The sequence below is a fragment of the Cribrihabitans marinus genome, assembly GCF_900109035.1.
GTDB lineage: Bacteria > Pseudomonadota > Alphaproteobacteria > Rhodobacterales > Rhodobacteraceae > Cribrihabitans > Cribrihabitans marinus.
Genome location: NZ_FNYD01000016.1, coordinates 16727 through 34447, shown reverse-complemented (window position 1 = coordinate 34447; position 17721 = coordinate 16727). Strand labels below are relative to the sequence as shown.

General features: G+C 65.4%; 14 protein-coding genes. 13 read left to right on the top strand and 1 reads right to left on the bottom strand.

What is annotated here, in order from left to right; genetic code table 11:
• The first annotated feature begins 213 nt into the window (after window positions 1-213).
• The 5 genes from BMX57_RS19165 (at window position 214) to BMX57_RS19145 (ending at window position 6967) form a co-directional block, all read left to right on the top strand.
• Window positions 214-2409, top strand: coding sequence for a glycosyltransferase family 4 protein (locus BMX57_RS19165; protein ID WP_143057959.1), 2196 nt, complete (start codon window positions 214-216; stop codon window positions 2407-2409).
• The gene (locus BMX57_RS19160; RefSeq protein ID WP_177175507.1) at window positions 2402-3121 is read left to right on the top strand and encodes a glycosyltransferase family 2 protein; all 720 of its coding nucleotides are present in this window, start codon (window positions 2402-2404) and stop codon (window positions 3119-3121) included. Before BMX57_RS19165 ends, BMX57_RS19160 begins: the two co-directional genes overlap by 8 nt.
• Before the next feature lie 8 nt (window positions 3122-3129).
• On the top strand, window positions 3130-4584 hold the full coding sequence (locus BMX57_RS19155; protein ID WP_092371215.1) for a sulfotransferase: 1455 nt from the start codon (window positions 3130-3132) through the stop codon (window positions 4582-4584).
• 165 nt (window positions 4585-4749) lie between these two features.
• Complete coding sequence (locus BMX57_RS19150) at window positions 4750-5634, top strand: hypothetical protein (RefSeq protein WP_177175505.1); 885 nt, start codon at window positions 4750-4752, stop codon at window positions 5632-5634.
• A gap of 73 nt (window positions 5635-5707) precedes the next feature.
• Window positions 5708-6967, top strand: a complete 1260-nt coding sequence (locus BMX57_RS19145; protein WP_092371254.1) for a glycosyltransferase family 4 protein — start codon at window positions 5708-5710, stop codon at window positions 6965-6967.
• A 100-nt stretch (window positions 6968-7067) separates the two neighbouring features.
• On the opposite strand, the gene BMX57_RS19140 is transcribed toward BMX57_RS19145, so the two are convergent.
• Window positions 7068-8195, bottom strand: a complete 1128-nt coding sequence (locus BMX57_RS19140) for a polysaccharide biosynthesis/export family protein (protein ID WP_092371211.1) — start codon at window positions 8193-8195, stop codon at window positions 7068-7070.
• 90 nt (window positions 8196-8285) lie between these two features.
• Between BMX57_RS19140 and BMX57_RS19135 the strand changes: the two genes are divergently transcribed.
• The 8 genes from BMX57_RS19135 (at window position 8286) to BMX57_RS19100 (ending at window position 17464) form a co-directional block, all read left to right on the top strand.
• The gene (locus BMX57_RS19135) at window positions 8286-9125 is read left to right on the top strand and encodes an NAD-dependent epimerase/dehydratase family protein (protein WP_092371209.1); all 840 of its coding nucleotides are present in this window, start codon (window positions 8286-8288) and stop codon (window positions 9123-9125) included.
• Window positions 9122-9739 (top strand): sugar transferase, encoded by a 618-nt coding sequence (locus BMX57_RS19130; RefSeq protein WP_092371207.1) that lies wholly within the window; start codon window positions 9122-9124, stop codon window positions 9737-9739. The genes BMX57_RS19135 and BMX57_RS19130 overlap by 4 nt, the downstream gene beginning before the upstream one ends.
• 146 nt (window positions 9740-9885) lie before the next feature.
• Window positions 9886-10779 (top strand): UTP--glucose-1-phosphate uridylyltransferase GalU, encoded by an 894-nt coding sequence (gene galU / locus BMX57_RS19125; RefSeq protein WP_092371205.1) that lies wholly within the window; start codon window positions 9886-9888, stop codon window positions 10777-10779.
• A 192-nt stretch (window positions 10780-10971) separates the two neighbouring features.
• Complete coding sequence (locus BMX57_RS19120) at window positions 10972-12846, top strand: polysaccharide biosynthesis protein (protein WP_092371203.1); 1875 nt, start codon at window positions 10972-10974, stop codon at window positions 12844-12846.
• 155 nt (window positions 12847-13001) lie between these two features.
• Window positions 13002-15101 carry a YjbH domain-containing protein gene (locus BMX57_RS19115; RefSeq protein WP_229724294.1) on the top strand — a complete coding sequence of 700 codons (2100 nt, stop codon included), beginning with the start codon at window positions 13002-13004 and terminating at the stop codon, window positions 15099-15101.
• Entirely contained in the window at window positions 15098-15766 is a 669-nt protein-coding gene (locus tag BMX57_RS19110; protein WP_092371198.1) for a YjbF family lipoprotein, read from the top strand. Before BMX57_RS19115 ends, BMX57_RS19110 begins: the two co-directional genes overlap by 4 nt.
• Window positions 15767-15884: 118 nt before the next feature.
• Entirely contained in the window at window positions 15885-16103 is a 219-nt protein-coding gene (locus BMX57_RS19105; RefSeq protein WP_092371195.1) for a hypothetical protein, read from the top strand.
• Window positions 16104-16288: 185 nt separating this feature from the next.
• Window positions 16289-17464, top strand: a complete 1176-nt coding sequence (locus BMX57_RS19100) for a nucleotide sugar dehydrogenase (protein WP_092371192.1) — start codon at window positions 16289-16291, stop codon at window positions 17462-17464.
• The last annotated feature ends 257 nt before the right edge of the window (window positions 17465-17721 follow it).

Genomic DNA, 17721 nt, shown 5'->3' with positions numbered 1-17721 from the left:
GTCCTGCCCCGGATTCCGGATTGCTTTGCAGGTTCACCAAATGGCTCGTCCAATTGCAATTCTGTGGCAATCTGTGCAACGAATCGCACCGTTGAGAGGGGTGACGATCGATGGGGGCAGGCCAATGAAACGGGGTGAAGCTATGACCAGGAAAAAGTCTACGCGGCTTGGAGCTGCCTTCGGCGATTCCGCGCGTGTACGGTGGTGAATGCCGTGAACGTCGTTGCATCCCAGTACGATTCACCGGATGACGCGACTTCGAACGTGATGTCGGACGCAGCGCTTCGCGCCGCGATGGCTGAGGCCTTTGATGCCGAATTCTACGGCGACCGCTACGCCGATGTAACCCGGGCCGGTGCCGACCCGCTGGAACACTACTTGGCCTATGGCTGGCAGGAGAACCGCAACCCCTTCCGCGAACTTGATGGAGCCTACTACCGCAAGAAATACCTTGGCGACGCGCCCCCGGACATGTCGCCCTTGGCTCATTATGTGCTCGAGGGGCGGGCGCTGGGGCTGCCGCTTAACCGCGAGGAGGAGTTGCGCCGGTTCGGTGATCGCGACTGGTCCGCGCTGGTTCTTCAGTTCCTGCAGGCCAGCGGGATGGACCTCGACCATGTGGACGGCAGCCTGTTTCACCGGTTCGTCCTGCCGCTCTTTTCAGCCGGTGCCTATCGCCAGCGCAAGGGTATCATCGCCACCCTTTCGGATAACCAGCTGCTAGCGCAATATCTGGCCTTCGATTTTCCCCAGGGTGCTCCCCCTGGCCCCCTTTTTGACTCCGAATGGTACAGTCTGCAGGCACAGAAGGCCGGATTGCCACCGATCGATGGGCGGCGCGGCCTTTTCTTGCATTGGCTGGAGCATGGTGTGGCATCTCGGATCGCACCCAACGCCCTGTTCGACGAGGCAACCTATCTGGCCCGCAACCCCGACGTCGCCGAGCAGTTCGAGGGCTGGGCCTTCGAGCATTTCCTGATCTGCGGATTGAGCGAAGAACGTCGCTTTTCACCGCTGGTCTATCTGGAACCGAACCGGACACGTGCCCTTTCCCCAGATGGCAAGAGCCTGAACGAGACCTTTCTGACCTGGGCTGCCGGCCGGCCGGCCGGCGCAGATGGTTTCGCCGGAATGGCGGCATTCCTCAAGTCCGACCGGATCACCGATATACTGCATAGGGCCACGATTCTGGAGCCGAAGATTGGTCGCAGTAGCGGCGGCAGGTTTCAGCTCCTGCCGCCGTGGCAGGACGCCGATTATGCCGATTTCCGGGCGATCCGCGACCTGATCCCATTGCGTCGGGCCAAGCGGATCATATTGATGCCCTTCTGCAAGATGGGCGGCGCCGATTTTTTGGCCGGGGTCCTTGCCGATGCGCTGCCGTCCCCGGACGAGACGTTGGTTCTGCGCACCGATCAATCCGACTGGGTGCGGCCCGACTGGTTTCCCCAGAAAGTGACCAGCATCGACTTGTCCGCGCATCTGAACCTGCTCAGACCGGATCGCCGCCGCCGCGTACTCTATGAACTGATCCGGGGGCTCGGCGCGCGGCATGTCTACAACGTAAACAGCCGGCTCGGTTTTGAGACTTTTGAAACCTATGGCGCTCGGCTGGCGCGCTTCACCCGGTTATACGCCTATTACTTCTGCTCGGACCAGACGCCGGATGGATGCGAAGTGGGCTACCCCGTCTCGTATTTCGCGACTGTGCTGCCGCATCTGCAGGCCGCACTTTTTGATAATGCCGCGCTGCCGGCCCGGCTGACCAACCGGTTCGCGCTGCCGGCGGGGCAGGTGAATAAACTGCAGGTTCTCTATTCGCCAGCACTCAACACACCGCCCGAAACACCACTGGTGCACCGACAGGTGGAAAGTAAATCCGGACGAGACCGACCGGTGCTGCTCTGGGCAGGACGGTTGGATCGGCAGAAGCGCTTCGACCTGGTGGTCGAAATCGCCCGGGCCATGCCCGATATAGAGATCCGCTGCTGGGGCAGGGCGGTGCTTGATGCGCCGATGGATGACTCGGTCGAATTGCCGGACAACCTGGTCCTGAATCCGGCGTTCGAGCGGTTCGATGAATTGCCGCTGCGCAACAGTGACGGCTGGCTCTACACGTCAGCATGGGATGGGCTGCCCAACGTGCTGATCGAGGCCGGAGCCAACGGGCTGCCGGTGGTGGCCAGTGCGGTGGACGGGATTCCCGAATTGCTGGATGAAGACACCGGCTGGCCGGTGACCGAAGTGGGCGACGTGCAGGCCTATGTGAACGCGATCCGCAACATGCTCGGGGATGATGCGGAACGTGTCGCCCGGGCCGAGCGCCTCTACCAACGCGTTGTCGAGCGTCATGCGGGAGAGCTCTACCGTGCGCGTCTGGCAGAGTTGGAGGAGGTCGAGAATGGCTGAGCACCTGGAATCCGGCGTCGACATCTCGGTGATCATCACCGGCCATCGCGAGAGGCTTCTGGCAGGTCCGACCGCGCGCAGTGCACGCGAAGCGGTAGCGCATGCCGAAGCTCGGGGACTGGCTTGCGAAATCGTTCTGGTTCTGGACCGCAGCGATGGGTTGACCCGCGAGGTCCTGACTGCCGGGATCGGAGAGGGCGTCCGGATCGTCGAATCTGACGAGGGCGATCCGGGACAGGCCCGCAATCATGGAGTCGCCGCGGCTAGGGGGCGCTGTGCGGCGTTTCTCGATGGCGACGATCTGTGGTCCTATAACTGGCTGACAGCCGCCTGGCAGATGGCACAGGACCGCCCCGACGCGATACTGCACTCGACCTGCAACATCGTTTTCGGAGACGAAGAGAACCTTTGGTGGCATGTCGATTCCGAGGGGCCTTTCTTCGATCCGGATTACCTGGATTGGGCCAACTACTGGGACGCAATGTCCTTTGCGCCCACCTCGCTCTACCGGCGCTTCCCTTTTCGCCGCAACGACCTGTCCTTGGGGTTCGGGCACGAGGATTGGCATTGGAACTGCCTGACCCATGCCGCCGGCGTGCCGCACAAGCCGGTCCCGGAAACCGTGCATTTCAAGCGGCGGCGGAAGGGTTCGCAAATGTCTGTGGTCAGCGATTCCGGTGCCGTGGTCTGGCCGTTGGAGCCGGAGACTTGACGGCGGTTATGCCCCGGAGACCTCAACCCGTCCATGTCTGCATCGGAGCGCCCCGGTCCGGAACGACCTGGTTGTATGAAAACCTGCGCCGGAGCGGCACGCTATTCCTGCCATGCGTCAAGGAGGTCCGGTATTGGTGGGGAAGCCGGTCGGACGCCGAAAGACACAAGGTTCTCGCCAACAGGCGCATATCCCACGAAGCCGATGCCGAACAGCTGGATTGGCTCGACAGGTGGGAGCAGACACAAAACGTGTCGGCTCCGGATTACCTGGATCTGATGGCTCGGCCGGACCGACCCTCGCTGGACATCAGTCCGATCTACAGCACTATGCCCAGTGAACGGATTACCGCGCTTCGGGACGCCCTGCCTGAAGCCTCCCGTGTCTTCGTCATGTTGCGCAACCCGTTCGAACGCAACAAGTCGGTGATCCGGCTGCACGGATACATGCGTGGCTGTTTTCGTGGACCGATGGCGGATGCGACACTGTTGCGATACCTGGAAAGCGGGTTCCAGAAACGGCACCGGGACTATGCAAGGACCGTCCGGCTCTGGCGTGCTGCTTTCGGGGATCGCTTCGGCATATTCTATCATGATGAACTGCAGGCCGACCCTGAAAGGTTCTTGCTGCAAGTTCAGCATTTCCTCGGGTGCCCCGCCGTCTGCAAGATCGACGCCGAAGTTGCGCGAACCGTCTACAACACGCAGCGCGAAGGTCGACCGCGTGCGGTTTCCGTTTTGACGCCGCGGCAAATCGAGTTGATTGCACGGCTGTCGCTGAATGATGCCAGGGCCTTTGCCGGGATCGATCCGGTGCGTGCCGCCATGTGGGAGGACCGGATCCTGCCCCTGTGCGGAGACAGTCTTGCGGTTCCTCCCATCCCGACCGATCCCGATCCCGTGGCTGAACTTCTGAGGCTGTCGGAAAGCCTGGGAGAGACATGCGACTTCGCCCTGTTCCAGCGGGACTCTGGGTACGAACCGGCCAGCCTGTTGCGCTGGTCGCAGACGCCGCTTGACGAGGTGATGGCCCTCCTCGACGCATCCGGCGCCGAACAAGTACCAAACCGGTTCCGGTTTCGCGCCGATCTTGCCGGCAAGAACGGCTTGGCGGGGCCGCAAACCCCGCTATCGGCGGAGGATGCCTTCGATTGGCTCAGAACCCGGTTTCGGTTTCAACTCAACAAGAAGCCGGGCCTATATGTCGTGACCACGAGGGGTCCGTTGACCGACACTCACCTGATGAGCCTGCGGGACAGGCTTTGGGCTTGGGATCGGCGGCACCGTCTGCTGCATGTCCACTCAGGGCCGGCGACGGATGTGCAGGCCGGAGCGGACGGGATATTCAGGGCGCAGGTTCCCCTGGTCGAGGCAGGATGCGCCCGGGCCGATTGGCAGAGACTGTTTAAAAACCTCGCGAAACGGACAGACATTCAAGCCATGACAAGGCGATTGTTCGGGTAACACCCGACCGCTTTTGCCAATGGAGCAGCCTTCGTGAAAGTCATTCTGCACATCGGGACCGAAAAGACCGGGACCACCTCGATACAGCGGACGCTGGCCGAAGACCGCGAGGCGCTGGCCGAGCGCGGCATTCTCTATCCCCGGCTCTTCGGATCGGAAAACCACATGGAAATCGCCGTGGCGGCGATGGACCTGTCCCGCAACGACGAGTTGAAGATGGTCGAGCTGGGCCGGCAGAATTGCGACCATCTCGAATACCGACGGCGCCTGCGAGACAAGCTGCGCAGCGAACGCGCCGAGGATTCATTCCACACGCTGGTCATCTCGAACGAGCATTGCCACAGTCGACTGCTGAGTGACGAGGCGCTGATACGGCTACGGGATCTCATTGCCGGAACCGGCCCGGTCGAACAATTCTCGGTCATTGTCTACTTGCGCAGGCAGGACCGGTTGGCGGTCAGCCTGGAATCGACGCGCGTGAGGCTCGGCGGTTTGGGACCGCTGTTTCCCGAAGGCGATAACGGCCGGATGCCGGATTACTTCTGTTTCGATCGCCTTCTGGACCGCTATGCCCGTGTATTCGGAGCTGAAAACCTGATCGTACGGCTTTACGAGCGTGACCGGCTCCACAAACGCAGCGTGGTGGCAGATTTCTATCGTGAGACCGGCCTTGGCGAACCCGCTGCCGAAGTCGGCGAGTTGAACACGTCTTTGCCGTTGGCGCAGTATTTGTTTCTGAAGCGGTTCAATCGGACCTTTCCGACGATTCGCGCCGGCAAGATCAATCCCGAGCGCGGTCCGATTCAGTGGGCAATTCGCGATGTTTGCCCCGGCCCGCCGTTCCGACCCGCCAGAGATGCGGCGCAGGCCTTCCATGCACGGTTTCTGGACAACAATGCCCATGTGCTGCGCACCTACCTGCCACGTTTGGATCGATCGACACTGTTCGACGAGTCCTTTGACGAATACCCCGAAACAGAAGAGGTGCAGGAGCTGACGCCGGAAGAGCTGTTCGATTTCATTGCCGCCATCTGGCGTCACAAAAGGTGAGGGGGTCGGAATGGAAACTTCTTCATTGCGGCTGCACGGTCATTAAACTGCTGCGGGAGGCATGCTCTGCATCATGAATTTTCTGTTTGTTCACCAGAACATGCCTGGTCAATATCGCGAAATCGTCCGCTGGCTGGTCAGCCAGGGAGGGCACCGGATCGTGTTCCTGACCCAGCGTGGGGATCTTGACATCGAAGGCGTGCTGCGGGTCACATATGCGTCTCACCACGAGCCCGGGAAAGACGCCTACGGGCTGTCTAGGGTCTGGGAAGAGGCGACGGGAGCCGGGTTCGGTGCTGCCCTGGCGGCACAAAAGCTCAAAATGGAAAAAGGGTTCACACCCGACATCATCATCGGCCACGTCGGATGGGGAGAGCTGACCTTTCTCAAGGACGTCTGGCCCGACGTGCCGGTGATTGGTTATTTCGAGTATTTCTACCGCACTGAGGGCGGCATCGTGGGATTCGACCCCGACGAGCCGGTCTCGGAGCATGTGGGCTTCACCACCCGCGCGCGCAACGTGGTGCCCTATGTCAATCTCGATGCGGTCGATCTGGGTCAATGCCCCACGCTGTGGCAGCGCGACCGCTTCCCGGAATTCTTTCACGACCGCATGTATGTCTGTCATGACGGGGTGCGTACCGACCAGTTGACACCGGACGCGAATGCCTCGGTCGGGTTGGGCCGGCTCGAGCGGCCGATTACGCGAAACGACGAGATCGTCACCTATCTGGCCCGCAATATGGAGCGGGTTCGCGGTTTCCAAGTCATGATGCGCGCGCTGCCCGGGATCCAGAGGGCCCGACCGAATGCGCGGGTGGTTCTGGTGGGAGGCAACGAGACATCCTATGGGCCGAACAGCGACACACCCGGCGGGCTGCGCGGCGAAATGGAGCGGGAACTGGGAGACCGCGTCGACTGGTCCCGGGTGCATTTCGTGGGGCGCGTACCGTATGACACGTTTCAGAAGCTCGTCCAGATCAGCCGCTGCCACATCTACCTGACCATGCCCTTCGTGCTCAGCTGGTCGCTGCTCGAGTCCATGGCGATGCAAGCCACGCTGGTGGCCTCGGACGTGGCGCCGGTGCGCGAGGCGATCACCCACGGGCAGACCGGGTTGCTGGTGGATTTCTTCGATCCCGACGCGCTGGCCGCCCAGGTGGTGGAGGTGCTGGCCAACCCGGCGGGCCATGCCCATCTGGGGCCGGCCGCGCGCGCCCATGTGATCGAGAAATACGATTTCCTCACTCGCTGCCTGCCCGAGCACATCCGCCAGATCAATGCCCTGGTGCCCGAGGACCGGCGGATCGCGGTGCCCGGCGCCCCGGAATGAGCGTCTCCGGCACACGCCATATGCGCTGACGCGCGGATGCGAGGCTCTGCCTCGCGTTCCGGGATATTTGCGGCAAGAGGAAGGGCCGGCCGCGCCGGGGTCAGTTGCCCAGGTTGGCGGTGGTGTTGAAGACGCCCACGAAGTTGCCGATGATGTTGGAGACGGTCAGCACGTCGTTGATCGGCGATTCCGTGGCGATCAGCAGGTCGTCGGGGTTGATCCGGAACCGGCGCGCCGAGAAGATCCCGTCGGCCGAGGCCAGGTCGACCGAGAACACCACCCGGCTCTGGCGCGGGCCGCGGGTGCCGGCGCTCAGCGCCGAGTCGGGGTATTCGCGCAGGATCAGCAGCCCCTTGGGATCGGCCTTGTTGTCCTGCAGCCCGCCCATGACCGAGATCGCGTCCATCGCCGACATCACGTCCTTGGTGAAGATGTGCAGATCCTCGCGCCCGGCGGCGCCGAAGCTGAGGAAATAGCGCTCGTCCTCTTCCACGAAGACCCGGTCGCCGCCGCGCAGGAGCGTGTCAAGCCGCGGCTCGTTCAGCAGCCGGTCCACCGAGGTGCCGTAGATCGCGCCGCCGCGCACCAGCCGGATCTGCGGGTTGTTGAGGCTGGAGCTGATGCCGCCACCGGCCGAAATGAGCCCCATCACCGTGTAGTTGCGGTCGGGCATCGGGTAGGTGCCGGGCTGCGCCACGCCGCTGACCAGGTCCACCGAGTTGTTGCGCCCCTCGATCATCGACAGCTGCAGCTGCGCCGAGGGCACGATCGCCTCGAGCGCCGATTGCAGCTCTTCCCGGGCCAGGTCGGGGGTCAGGCCGATGACGCTGATATTGCCCACATAGGGCATGAAGATGGTGCCGTTGGCGGCGACCACCACGTCCTGCAGCTGCACCTCCTTCTGGTCCAGCGAGGTCAGCAGCGAGTTTTCGCTGCTGTCCCAGATCCTGAGCGTCAGCCGGTCGCCGGGCTGGATGATCTGGGTCCGGGCGCCGGTGCTGGCGCCGATCCAGCGCAGCCGCTCCTGGGTGCCGGTGGCCGGCCACTGCGCCACCGTCGGCAGGAAGGCGCGGGTCACGGGGTAGAGCGCGAATCCCGCCTCGGGCGCGTCGGCCTCGGCCAGGATCTCTTCACTGACCGGGGCGCCGCCGGGCAGCCGGCCGCGCGCACAGGCTGCGGGCAGCAGCGCCAGGCTGGACGCCACGATGATATGGATCAGGATGCGCATACGGACTGCCCGGGCGGGGAAACGCCTTTGATTATCGTTGCGCGCAGGATACTGGCAATGAAAGCATGGTCAACACGGACTGAGGCTCAGATGCGGTTTCCCGGGATCCTGGTCATTGGCGCAACAGGCCGGATCGGAGATGTCCTGCGCCGGAGCTGGCCCGGCGGCGGGGTCCGCTGGCAGACCCGGCGGGCGGCGCCGGGCGACGGCTGGACGCGGGTGGATCCGCTGGCCGAACCGGCGGCGCTGGCGCGCGCCGCGCAGGGATGTTCGGTGATCCTGAACCTGGCCGGGCCGGCGCCCGGGCGCGGCGGCGACATGGCCGATCACGCGGCGCTGGCCGAGGCGGCGGTGCGGGCCGGGGCCGCTTCGGGGGCGCGGGTGCTGCTGGCCTCGTCGGCGGCGGTCTATGGCCGGGCCGCGGGAGAGCTGACCGAGGCGGCACCGCTGCACCCGGTCTCGGATTACGGCCGGGCCAAGGTGGAGATGGAGGCGCGCGCCGCGGCGCGCGCCGCCGAACTGGGCGTTGCGGTCACGGCGCTCAGGATCGGCAACGTGGCGGGGCTGGATGCCGCGCTGGGGGGCTGGCGGCCGGGCTGCGCGCTGGACCGCTTCGCCGATGGGGCCACCCCGGCGCGCAGCTATGTCGGGCCGGTGACGCTGGCGCGCCTCCTGGCTGCGCTCTGCGCCGCGCCCGACCTGCCCGCCGTGCTGAACGTCGCCGCCCCCGGCGCGGTCGAGATGGGCGCGCTGCTGGATGCCGCCGGACTGGCCTGGACCGCGCGCCCGGCCCCGGCCGGGGCGATCCCGCGGGTGCAGCTGTCGGTGGCGGCGCTGGCCCGCCTGTGCCCTCTGGAGCCCGTCGACCCGGCGGCGATGGTGGCCGAATGGCGCGGGTTAGAGCCGCATATGGGCGGGGTAGCGCGATGACCTGGCACAAGCGCCTCTTCGACCTGTTCTTTGCGTCGCTGCTGGTGGCGATCCTGGCGCCCGTCCTGCTGGTTCTGGTGCTGTGGCTGCTGTGGAAGGAAGGCCGGCCGGTCTTCTACGTGGCCGAGCGGATGAAGACCCCCGACCAGGGGTTCCGGCTGTGGAAACTCAGGACCATGCGCGGGGCCGAGAGCGATGCCGGGGTGTCGGGTGGCGACAAGGCGGCGCGGATCACGCCCACCGGCGCCTGGCTGCGGTCCAAACGGCTGGACGAGCTGCCGCAGCTGTGGAACATCCTGCGCGGCGACCTGAGCTTTGTCGGCCCGCGCCCGCCGCTGCGCCTCTATGTCGAGCGGTATCCCGCGCTCTATGCCGAGGTGCTGCGCGCGCGGCCCGGCGTCACCGGGCTGGCTTCGATCGTCTATCACCGCCACGAGGCGGCGCTGCTGGCGCGCTGCGCCACCCCCGAGGAGACCGACGCGGTCTATTCCCGCGTCTGCATTCCCGCCAAGGCCCGGCTCGACCTGATCTACCAGCGCCACCGGAACATGTGCTACGATTTCGCGCTGGTCTTCGAAACCATCGGCAACCTGTTCGTCAAGCGGCCGCGCTGACGGGGGCGCCGGGGGGAAAATCGCGACGATCCGCCCAGATCCGGGTTTACCCATTGCGCTCGGCGGGCAGAGCGGAAAGACTCGGGGGCACGCCGCGCGGCGGAGATGCGGTGGCGAAGGACAGTTGAGTTTTGATTGAGGTTTACATGCGCAGGAAAGTGACCAAGGCGATCTTCCCGGTGGCGGGGCTGGGCACCCGGTTCCTGCCGGCCACCAAGTCGGTACCCAAGGAGATCATGACCCTGGTCGACCGGCCGCTGGTGCAATACGCCATCGACGAGGCGCGCGCCGCCGGCATCAAGGAATTCATCTTCGTCACCTCGCGCGGCAAGTCCGCGCTGGAGGATTATTTCGACCACAACCCGATCCTCGAGCAGGAGCTCAAGAAGAAGGGCAAGGACGAAATGCTGGAGATGCTGAGAAACACCAACATGGAATCCGGCGCCATCGCCTATATCCGCCAGCACAAGGCGCTGGGGCTGGGTCACGCGGTCTGGTGCGCGCGCCGGCTGATCGCCAACGAGCCGTTTGCGGTGATGCTGCCCGATGACGTGATCGCCTCGGAGACCTCCTGCCTGCAGCAGATGGTCGAGGCCTATGAGGAGACCGGCGGCAACATGGTCGCCGCGATGGAGGTGCCGCCCGAGCAGACTGCCTCCTACGGGGTGCTGGACGTGTCCGGGGAACAGGGCGCGGTGGTGACGGCGCGCGGCATGGTCGAGAAGCCCGACCCGTCCGTGGCGCCGTCGAACCTGGCGGTGATCGGGCGCTACATCCTCGGCCCCTCGGTGCTGCGCAACCTCAACCGGATCAAGCAGGGCGCGGGCGGCGAGATCCAGCTCACCGACGCCATCGCGGCCGATATCGAACAGGGCGTGCCGGTGCATGGCTACCGCTTTCGCGGCCAGCGGTTCGACTGCGGCTCGAAATCGGGTTTCCTGCAGGCCACCGTCGCTTTCGGGCTGGCGCGCGAGGACCTGCGCGAGGATCTCGACCGCTACCTGCGAGAGTTGATGCAGCACCGCCAGGCGGCGGAATAGCGCCGACAGGTACGGGTTTCTTGCCGATCAGATTGCCGGAAGGTCTCAATCCCAAAATAAATTTTGAGTAATGAATTTCCCGGCATAGACTGGGTTGGGTTTTTTATCTGCCCGTCCCGAACGGGGGGTCGGGGCATCCGGACAATTGACCGGCACAGGGGGCGGCCTCTGCCCACAGGAGCGGCAAGTTATATGTTGAGTATTGTTAACGCGTTGAGTCGAAAGCAGAAAGTCAGGATTTTCCTGGGTATAGACCTGCTTCTTGTGCCGTTGGCACTGTTCTTCACTTTTTCGGTGCAATCCCTGCCGGACAGCGCACTCGGCACCTTGAGGGGCTATCTGCCGATTCTTCCCTATCTCATGCTCGCAGCGGGGCTCCTGTCGAAGAAGCTGGGGCTGCCACAGATCCAGCTCAAGGCCTATGAACAGAATGCCATCGGGCTGAGCGCACTTCTGGCGACGGTGCTGGCGCTGTTGTCAGCGCTGCTGGCGCGGGTAGCCGGGATCGACATGCCGCCCGGCACATATGTGATCTTCGGCATCAGCTATTTCATGTTCTCCGCGGCGAGCCGAATGGTTCTCTACCGGGTGGTGACCGAGCTCTACCGCCGCGCCCAGCCGCGCTGCAGGGTGCTGATCTATGGCGCGGGCACCACCGGCACCCAATTGGCGCAGGCGTTGCGGGCCCATGACAGCATCGACCCGGTCGCGTTCGTCGATGACAACCCTTCCCTTCAGGGTGTGCTGATGGCGGGTCTGCCGGTGTTTGCGCCAGCCCAGATCCCTGATCTGGTAGAGAACCGCGGCATCCACCGGGTGCTGCTGGCGATGCCATCGGAAAGCCGGCCACGCCAGGCCCAGGTCGCGCGCAAGCTGCAGAAGATGGGGCTCGAGGTGCAGGCGCTGCCCTCCTTCGCGCAGCTGATCGGGGAGGAACCGCTGGTCGAGAAGCTGACCCCGATCCCGCCGCAGAGCTTCCTGGGCCGCGACGCCTGCGACATGGAACTGGCCGAGGCCTGCGAAAGCTATGCCGGGCGTTCGGTGCTGGTGTCGGGGGCGGGCGGGTCGATCGGCGCCGAGCTGTGCCGTCAGCTGCTGGCCTGCCGGCCGGCGCGGCTGGTGCTCTACGAGCTTTCCGAACTGGCGCTCTACGCGGCCCACCAGGAGTTACAGCAGCTTTCCGAGGGGCTGCAGACCGAGATCGTGCCGGTGTTGGGGTCGGTCATCGATGCGCGCCAGGTGGCGCGGGTGCTGGAGGATCACGGCGTGCAGGTGCTGCTGCATGCCGCCGCCTACAAGCATGTGCCGCTGGTCGAGGCCAACCCGCTGGCGGGACTGGCCAACAACGTGCTGGGCACCCGCACGCTGGCGCGCGCCGCCGCCGAGGCCGGGGTGGAGCGGTTCATCCTGATCTCTTCGGACAAGGCGGTGCGCCCGACCAACGTGATGGGCGCCTCCAAGCGCCTGGCCGAACTGGTGGTGCACGACCTGGCCACCCGCAACGCGGGCACGGTGTTCACCATGGTGCGCTTCGGCAACGTGCTGGGCTCGTCGGGCTCGGTTGTGCCGCTGTTCCAGGACCAGGTGCGCCGCGGCGGGCCGGTCACGGTGACCGACCCGGAGGTGAAGCGCTATTTCATGACCCTGGGCGAGGCGGTGCAGCTGGTGCTCAAGGCCGGGGCCGAAGCGCGGGGCGGCGAGATCTTCGTGCTGGACATGGGCGCGCCGGTGCCGATCGTGCAGCTGGCCCGCCAGGTGATCGAGAGCGCCGGCTACAGCGTGCGCGACGCGAACAATCCCGACGGCGATATCGAGATCGACTTCATCGGCCTGCGCCCGGGCGAGAAGCTCGAGGAAGAGCTGAGCCTGACCGGCGACCTCACCACCACGCGGCACCGCAAGATCTTTTGCGCGCAGGAGGCACATCTGAGCGAGATCGAGGTGGCCGCGCTGCTGCGCGGCCTGCGCCATGCGCTGGCCGCCGGGGATGTCGACGCCGCCCGGGCGGAAATCGCGCATTGGGTCGAAGGATATGTTGCCGATGAGACGGCCCGGCGGCGGTCGTGATCCCGGCCGGTTGATCCAGCGGGATCCTTTGTGATCTAAATCTGGAAAACAGTGCGAGCAGGCAGAGGCAGCCCCACGTGCCATTCCCAGGACCGTCCCTTTCTGCCCCGGCCGCTGGTCTTGCCGGCCTGTTGGCGCTGGCCTCCGGCCCTGTCGTGGCACAGGACACCGCCGCGCCGTCCTTCGACCCGCCTGCGGCCGCCAGCCTGAATTTCTACGGCCTGCCGGGGCTGATGGACATGCCCTCGGCCGAGATGATGCCCGACGGGCAGTTCTCCATGGCGGCGGCGACGTTTGCGGGCCAGACCCGCTATACGCTGGCCTTCCAGGCGACGCCCTGGCTGATGGCCTCGTTCCGCTACGGCGCGATCCGCGACCTGAACCTGTTCGGTTTCGACACCTATTACGACCGCAATTTCGACGTTCGTTTCCGGCTGATGAAGGAACGCGGGGCGTGGCCGGAACTGACGCTCGGGCTGCAGGACCTAGCCGGGACGGGCATCTATTCCGGCGAGTATATCGTGGCCACCAAGCGGTTTCGGACCGCGCCGCTGGGCACCGCGCGCGGGGACGGGCAACTCAAGCTGACCGCCGGGCTGGGCTGGGGGCGGCTGGGCTCGAACGGGTCCATCGGCTCGACCGGCTCGCGGCCCGCCTTCAATACCGGCGACACCGGCGGCGAGCTTTCCTATGACCAGTGGTTCCGCGGACCGGTGGCGCCCTTTGCCGGGATCGAGTGGCAGGCCAATGACCGGCTCGGCTTCAAGCTGGAATATTCCTCGGACGCCTATGTGCTGGAGACCCGGGACAGTTCCGTCTTCGAGCGCAAATCCTCGGTCAATTTCGGGGTCGAGTACCAGGCCACGCCGCGCACCCGGCTGGGGGCCTATTACATGTACGGCTCCAGCTTCGGGCTGGGCGCGCAGATCCAGCTGAACCCTAAATACCCGGTGCGCCGGCTGGGCATTCCGGCGCCGCAGCCGGTGGCGGCACGCCCCGACCGGACCAGCCGGCCGCAGGCCTGGGACACCGGCTGGGCCGCTTCGGCCGAGGCCACGCCGCGGCTGCGCGACCAGCTCGAACCGGTGTTGCTGACCGAGGGGCTGGTGCTGGAGAGCCTGGCGGTCGAGGCCGACCGGGCCGAGCTGCGCTATCGGAACACGCGCTACCGCAACCCGGCGGTGGCGATGGGGCGGGCGGCACGGGCGCTGGCGCGGGTGATGCCGGCCTCGGTCGAGACCTTCCGGCTGGTGCCGGTTGCCAATGGCATGGGGCTGAGCGAGGTGACGCTGCGGCGCTCGGACCTGGAGGCGCTGGAATTCGATCCGCAGGCCACCGACGCGCTGCGGGCGGTCACCGGCATCGGCGAGGCCGCGCCGCGCATACCAGCGGGCGCGGCGACCGGGCGCGATCTCTACCCTGATTTCAGCTGGTCGGTGGCGCCCTATTTCTCGCCGGCTTATTTCGACCCGGATCAGCCCTTCCGCATCGATGTGGGCGCGGACCTGAACGCCAGCTACCGGCCGGCGCCGGGCTGGCTCTTTTCGGGCACCCTGCGCCAGCGCGTCGCGGGCAACGTCAAGGGCGGAAAGACCTCCGGCTCGGCGCTGCCGCCGGTGCGCACCGACCAGGTGCTGTTCGCGCAGGAGGACACCACGCTGAACAATCTCTACGCCGCCTATTACTGGCGCCCAGGCCGGGATCTCTATGCGCGCGTCACGGCGGGCTATTTCGAAAGCGCCTATGGCGGGCTGTCCTCGGAACTGCTGTGGAAGCCGGTGAGCAGCCGGTTGGCGCTGGGGCTCGAGGCGAATTACGCCCGCAAGCGTGACTATGACCAGCGGCTGGGGTTCCAGGATTACGGCATCGTCACCGGTCATGCCTCGGCCTATATGGACCTGGGCCGCGGCTTCCACGCCCAGGTCGATGCCGGGCGCTACCTAGCCGGCGACTGGGGCGCCACCTTCGGGCTGGACCGGGTGTTCGACAACGGCTGGTCGGTGGGCGGGTTCTTCACCCTCACCGATGTCTCGGCCGAGGAGTTCGGCGAAGGGTCCTTCGACAAGGGCATCCGCTTCTCGATCCCGCTGGAATGGTTCCTGGGCCAGCCCAGCCAGCGGTCGATCGGCACCACCATCCGGCCGATCCAGCGCGACGGCGGCGCGCGGGTCCATGTGCCGGGGCGGCTCTACGGCCAGGTGCGCGCGGCGCATGGCAAGGCGCTGGACGACGGCTGGCCGGGGGTCTGGGAATGAGCCGCCGGTTTCCTCCATGGGTCCTGATTCCGCTTCTCGTCCTGACCGGATGCGGCGGTGGCACGAATGAAGTGCCGCTCGAGGTGCAGCTCCTGCAGGCCGGACAGGCCAGCATTGCCGGACGCCGGGCACAGCGGCCGACGGTGCCGGATTTCACCCGCGCCCAGCTGGACAAGATCGAAGGCGCGCTGATGGAGGCCACGCTCGAACGCGAAAACCAGACCGGGCTGCTGTTCATCACTGCCGAACGGCCACAAGGGATCACCGTGTGGCGCAGTGGCGACGATGTCACCTTCGCCATGCGCAACGGTGTTCTGGTGGCCACGCGGGGGCTTGGCGGAGATGTCCTGTCAAGCTCGGTCCAGGTGTCGGGCCGGCAACCGGGGCCTTCGTCCGGGGGCGCGCATGTGCAGATGCTCCACAGCCTCGACAACCGGCAGGTTCAGCTGGCGCTGGCCTGCGACTTGGTGGATCTCGGACCCGAGACGATCGAGATCGTCGAACGGCGCCACGCGACCCGCCACCTGCAGCAGCGCTGTACCGGCGGGGGCGGCCAGGTGACCAACGACTATTGGGTCGATCGCGGGGCAGGGGTGATCTGGCAGTCGCGGCAATGGGCGGGACCCCATATCGGGTATCTGACGTTCCGCCAGTTGAAGCGATAGGCAAAAAGGCCGAGCCGGGAAAACAGGCCCCGATACCGGGGCCGGCGCACTGATCCGTTGAAAACACCCGGCCATTGGATTACCGTGATCGGGAGTTTGTTCCTGTGAGGTTAAGATTATGAGAAAGATTCTTGCAACTGCGGCCCTGTGCGCGTTTGCCGCGCCGGCCCTGGTCTCCGCCCAGACAGCCGAAGAAGTCGTGGCGGACACCGCTGTGAGCACCGAGGAAATCGCAATCGGCACCGTCGTTTTGCTCGGCGCAGCGGCCGCGGCAAGCGGCAGCGGCGGCGGTGACGGCTCGACCACCACCACGACCACCACGACTGGCGGCTCGTAAGCCACACCCGCAAGGTTTTCCCGGTCGGCCCCCGCGCAACCCCGCGCGGGGGCCGGTCCGTTTTGCGATCCGGTTTCCGCATCGACACGCATCCGCCCGAACCGGGCGCCCCGTCTTGTCGCCCCCCGGATTTCGTGCTTTGTGACCCCCGGGTACGGTGACCGGGGCATGCAGGGGGCGCGGCAATGGACAGGGCGAGAATCGCTGTTATCGGCATCGGCTATGTGGGCCTGTCCAACGCCGTCCTGCTGGCGCAGCGCCACGCGGTGGTCGCGGTGGACGTGGATCCCGGACGCGTCGCCCGCATCAACGCCCGGCAGAACCCGATCGTCGATCCCGACCTGTCGCTCTACCTTGCGGACCGGCCGCTCGACCTGACCGCCACCACCGGCCTGGGCGCGGCCTGCGAGAGCGCCGACTACATCATCGTCGCCACGCCCACCGATTACGATCCGCGGACCAACTTCTTCGACACCACCACCGTCGAGACGGTGGTGGCGCAGGTGGCGGCGCTGAACGAGCGCGCGACGATCGTGATCAAGTCCACCGTGCCGGTGGGGTTCACCGCCGCGCTGTCGGCGCGGCTGGGATGCGACCGGATCCTGTTCAGCCCCGAATTCCTGCGCGAGGGGCGGGCGCTTCACGACAACCTGCACCCCTCGCGCATCGTGGTGGGCGAACGTTCGGACCGGGCGCGCGTCTTTGCCGACCTGCTGCGCGGCTGCGCCCTGAACACGGATGTGCCGGTGCTGCTGACCGACCCGTCCGAGGCCGAGGCGATCAAGCTGTTTGCCAACACCTATCTCGCTATGCGGGTGGCCTATTTCAACGAACTCGACAGCTATGCGCTGGCGCATGGGCTGGAGACCCGCCAGATCATCGAGGGGGTGGGGCTGGATCCGCGCATCGGCGATCATTACAATAACCCGTCCTTCGGCTATGGCGGCTATTGCCTGCCCAAGGACAGCAAGCAGCTGCTGGCCAATTACAGCGAGGTGCCGCAGAACCTGATGCAGGCTGTGGTCGACGCCAACCGCACCCGCAAGGATTTCATCGCCGAACGGATCCTGGCGCTGAACCCGTCCTGCGTGGGGGTGCACCGGCTGGTGATGAAGGCGGGTTCGGACAATTTCCGGCAGAGCTCGGTCCAGGGCATTATGAAGCGGATCAAGGCCAAGGGGATCGAGGTGGTGGTCTACGAGCCGGTGCTCGAGGAGGACAGTTTCTTCGGCTCGCCGGTGCTGCGCGAGATCGACGCGTTCAAGGCCCGCGCCGACCTGATCATCGCCAACCGGCGGGTACCCGAACTGGCGGACGTGGCCGCCAAGGTGTTCACCCGGGATCTGTTCGGCGGAAACTGACGCCATTCACCAGGCCGCGCCATCTTGAGACAAGAGTGAAGTTTACATAACGCTTGTTATTGGTCTTCTTGCGGCACTTGGGGGGACGACACTCTAATCTGACTTCCGAAAAATTCTCTATCTTGCTGGAAGGCCAGCGAGCCGGATAGCGTTCGGAACAAGTTGACATAAATGAACTAATCCGGGCCAGACCTTATTATGACATCGCACCACAGAGCCAGTCGGCAAGATTGCCCCAGCCCCGTCCAGAACGTATC

Excerpts from the sequence above, each read along its gene's own strand:
- BMX57_RS19160 (WP_177175507.1), top strand. The coding sequence starts at position 2,402 with ATGGCTGAGCACCTGGAATCCGGCGTCGACATCTCGGTGATCATCACC.
- BMX57_RS19155 (WP_092371215.1), top strand. The coding sequence starts at position 3,130 with ATGCCCCGGAGACCTCAACCCGTCCATGTCTGCATCGGAGCGCCCCGG.
- BMX57_RS19150 (WP_177175505.1), top strand. The coding sequence starts at position 4,750 with ATGGAAATCGCCGTGGCGGCGATGGACCTGTCCCGCAACGACGAGTTG.
- BMX57_RS19145 (WP_092371254.1), top strand. The coding sequence starts at position 5,708 with ATGAATTTTCTGTTTGTTCACCAGAACATGCCTGGTCAATATCGCGAA.
- BMX57_RS19140 (WP_092371211.1), bottom strand. The coding sequence starts at position 8,195 with ATGCGCATCCTGATCCATATCATCGTGGCGTCCAGCCTGGCGCTGCTG.
- BMX57_RS19135 (WP_092371209.1), top strand. The coding sequence starts at position 8,286 with ATGCGGTTTCCCGGGATCCTGGTCATTGGCGCAACAGGCCGGATCGGA.
- BMX57_RS19130 (WP_092371207.1), top strand. The coding sequence starts at position 9,122 with ATGACCTGGCACAAGCGCCTCTTCGACCTGTTCTTTGCGTCGCTGCTG.
- galU (WP_092371205.1), top strand. The coding sequence starts at position 9,886 with ATGCGCAGGAAAGTGACCAAGGCGATCTTCCCGGTGGCGGGGCTGGGC.
- BMX57_RS19120 (WP_092371203.1), top strand. The coding sequence starts at position 10,972 with ATGTTGAGTATTGTTAACGCGTTGAGTCGAAAGCAGAAAGTCAGGATT.
- BMX57_RS19110 (WP_092371198.1), top strand. The coding sequence starts at position 15,098 with ATGAGCCGCCGGTTTCCTCCATGGGTCCTGATTCCGCTTCTCGTCCTG.
- BMX57_RS19105 (WP_092371195.1), top strand. The coding sequence starts at position 15,885 with ATGAGAAAGATTCTTGCAACTGCGGCCCTGTGCGCGTTTGCCGCGCCG.
- BMX57_RS19100 (WP_092371192.1), top strand. The coding sequence starts at position 16,289 with ATGGACAGGGCGAGAATCGCTGTTATCGGCATCGGCTATGTGGGCCTG.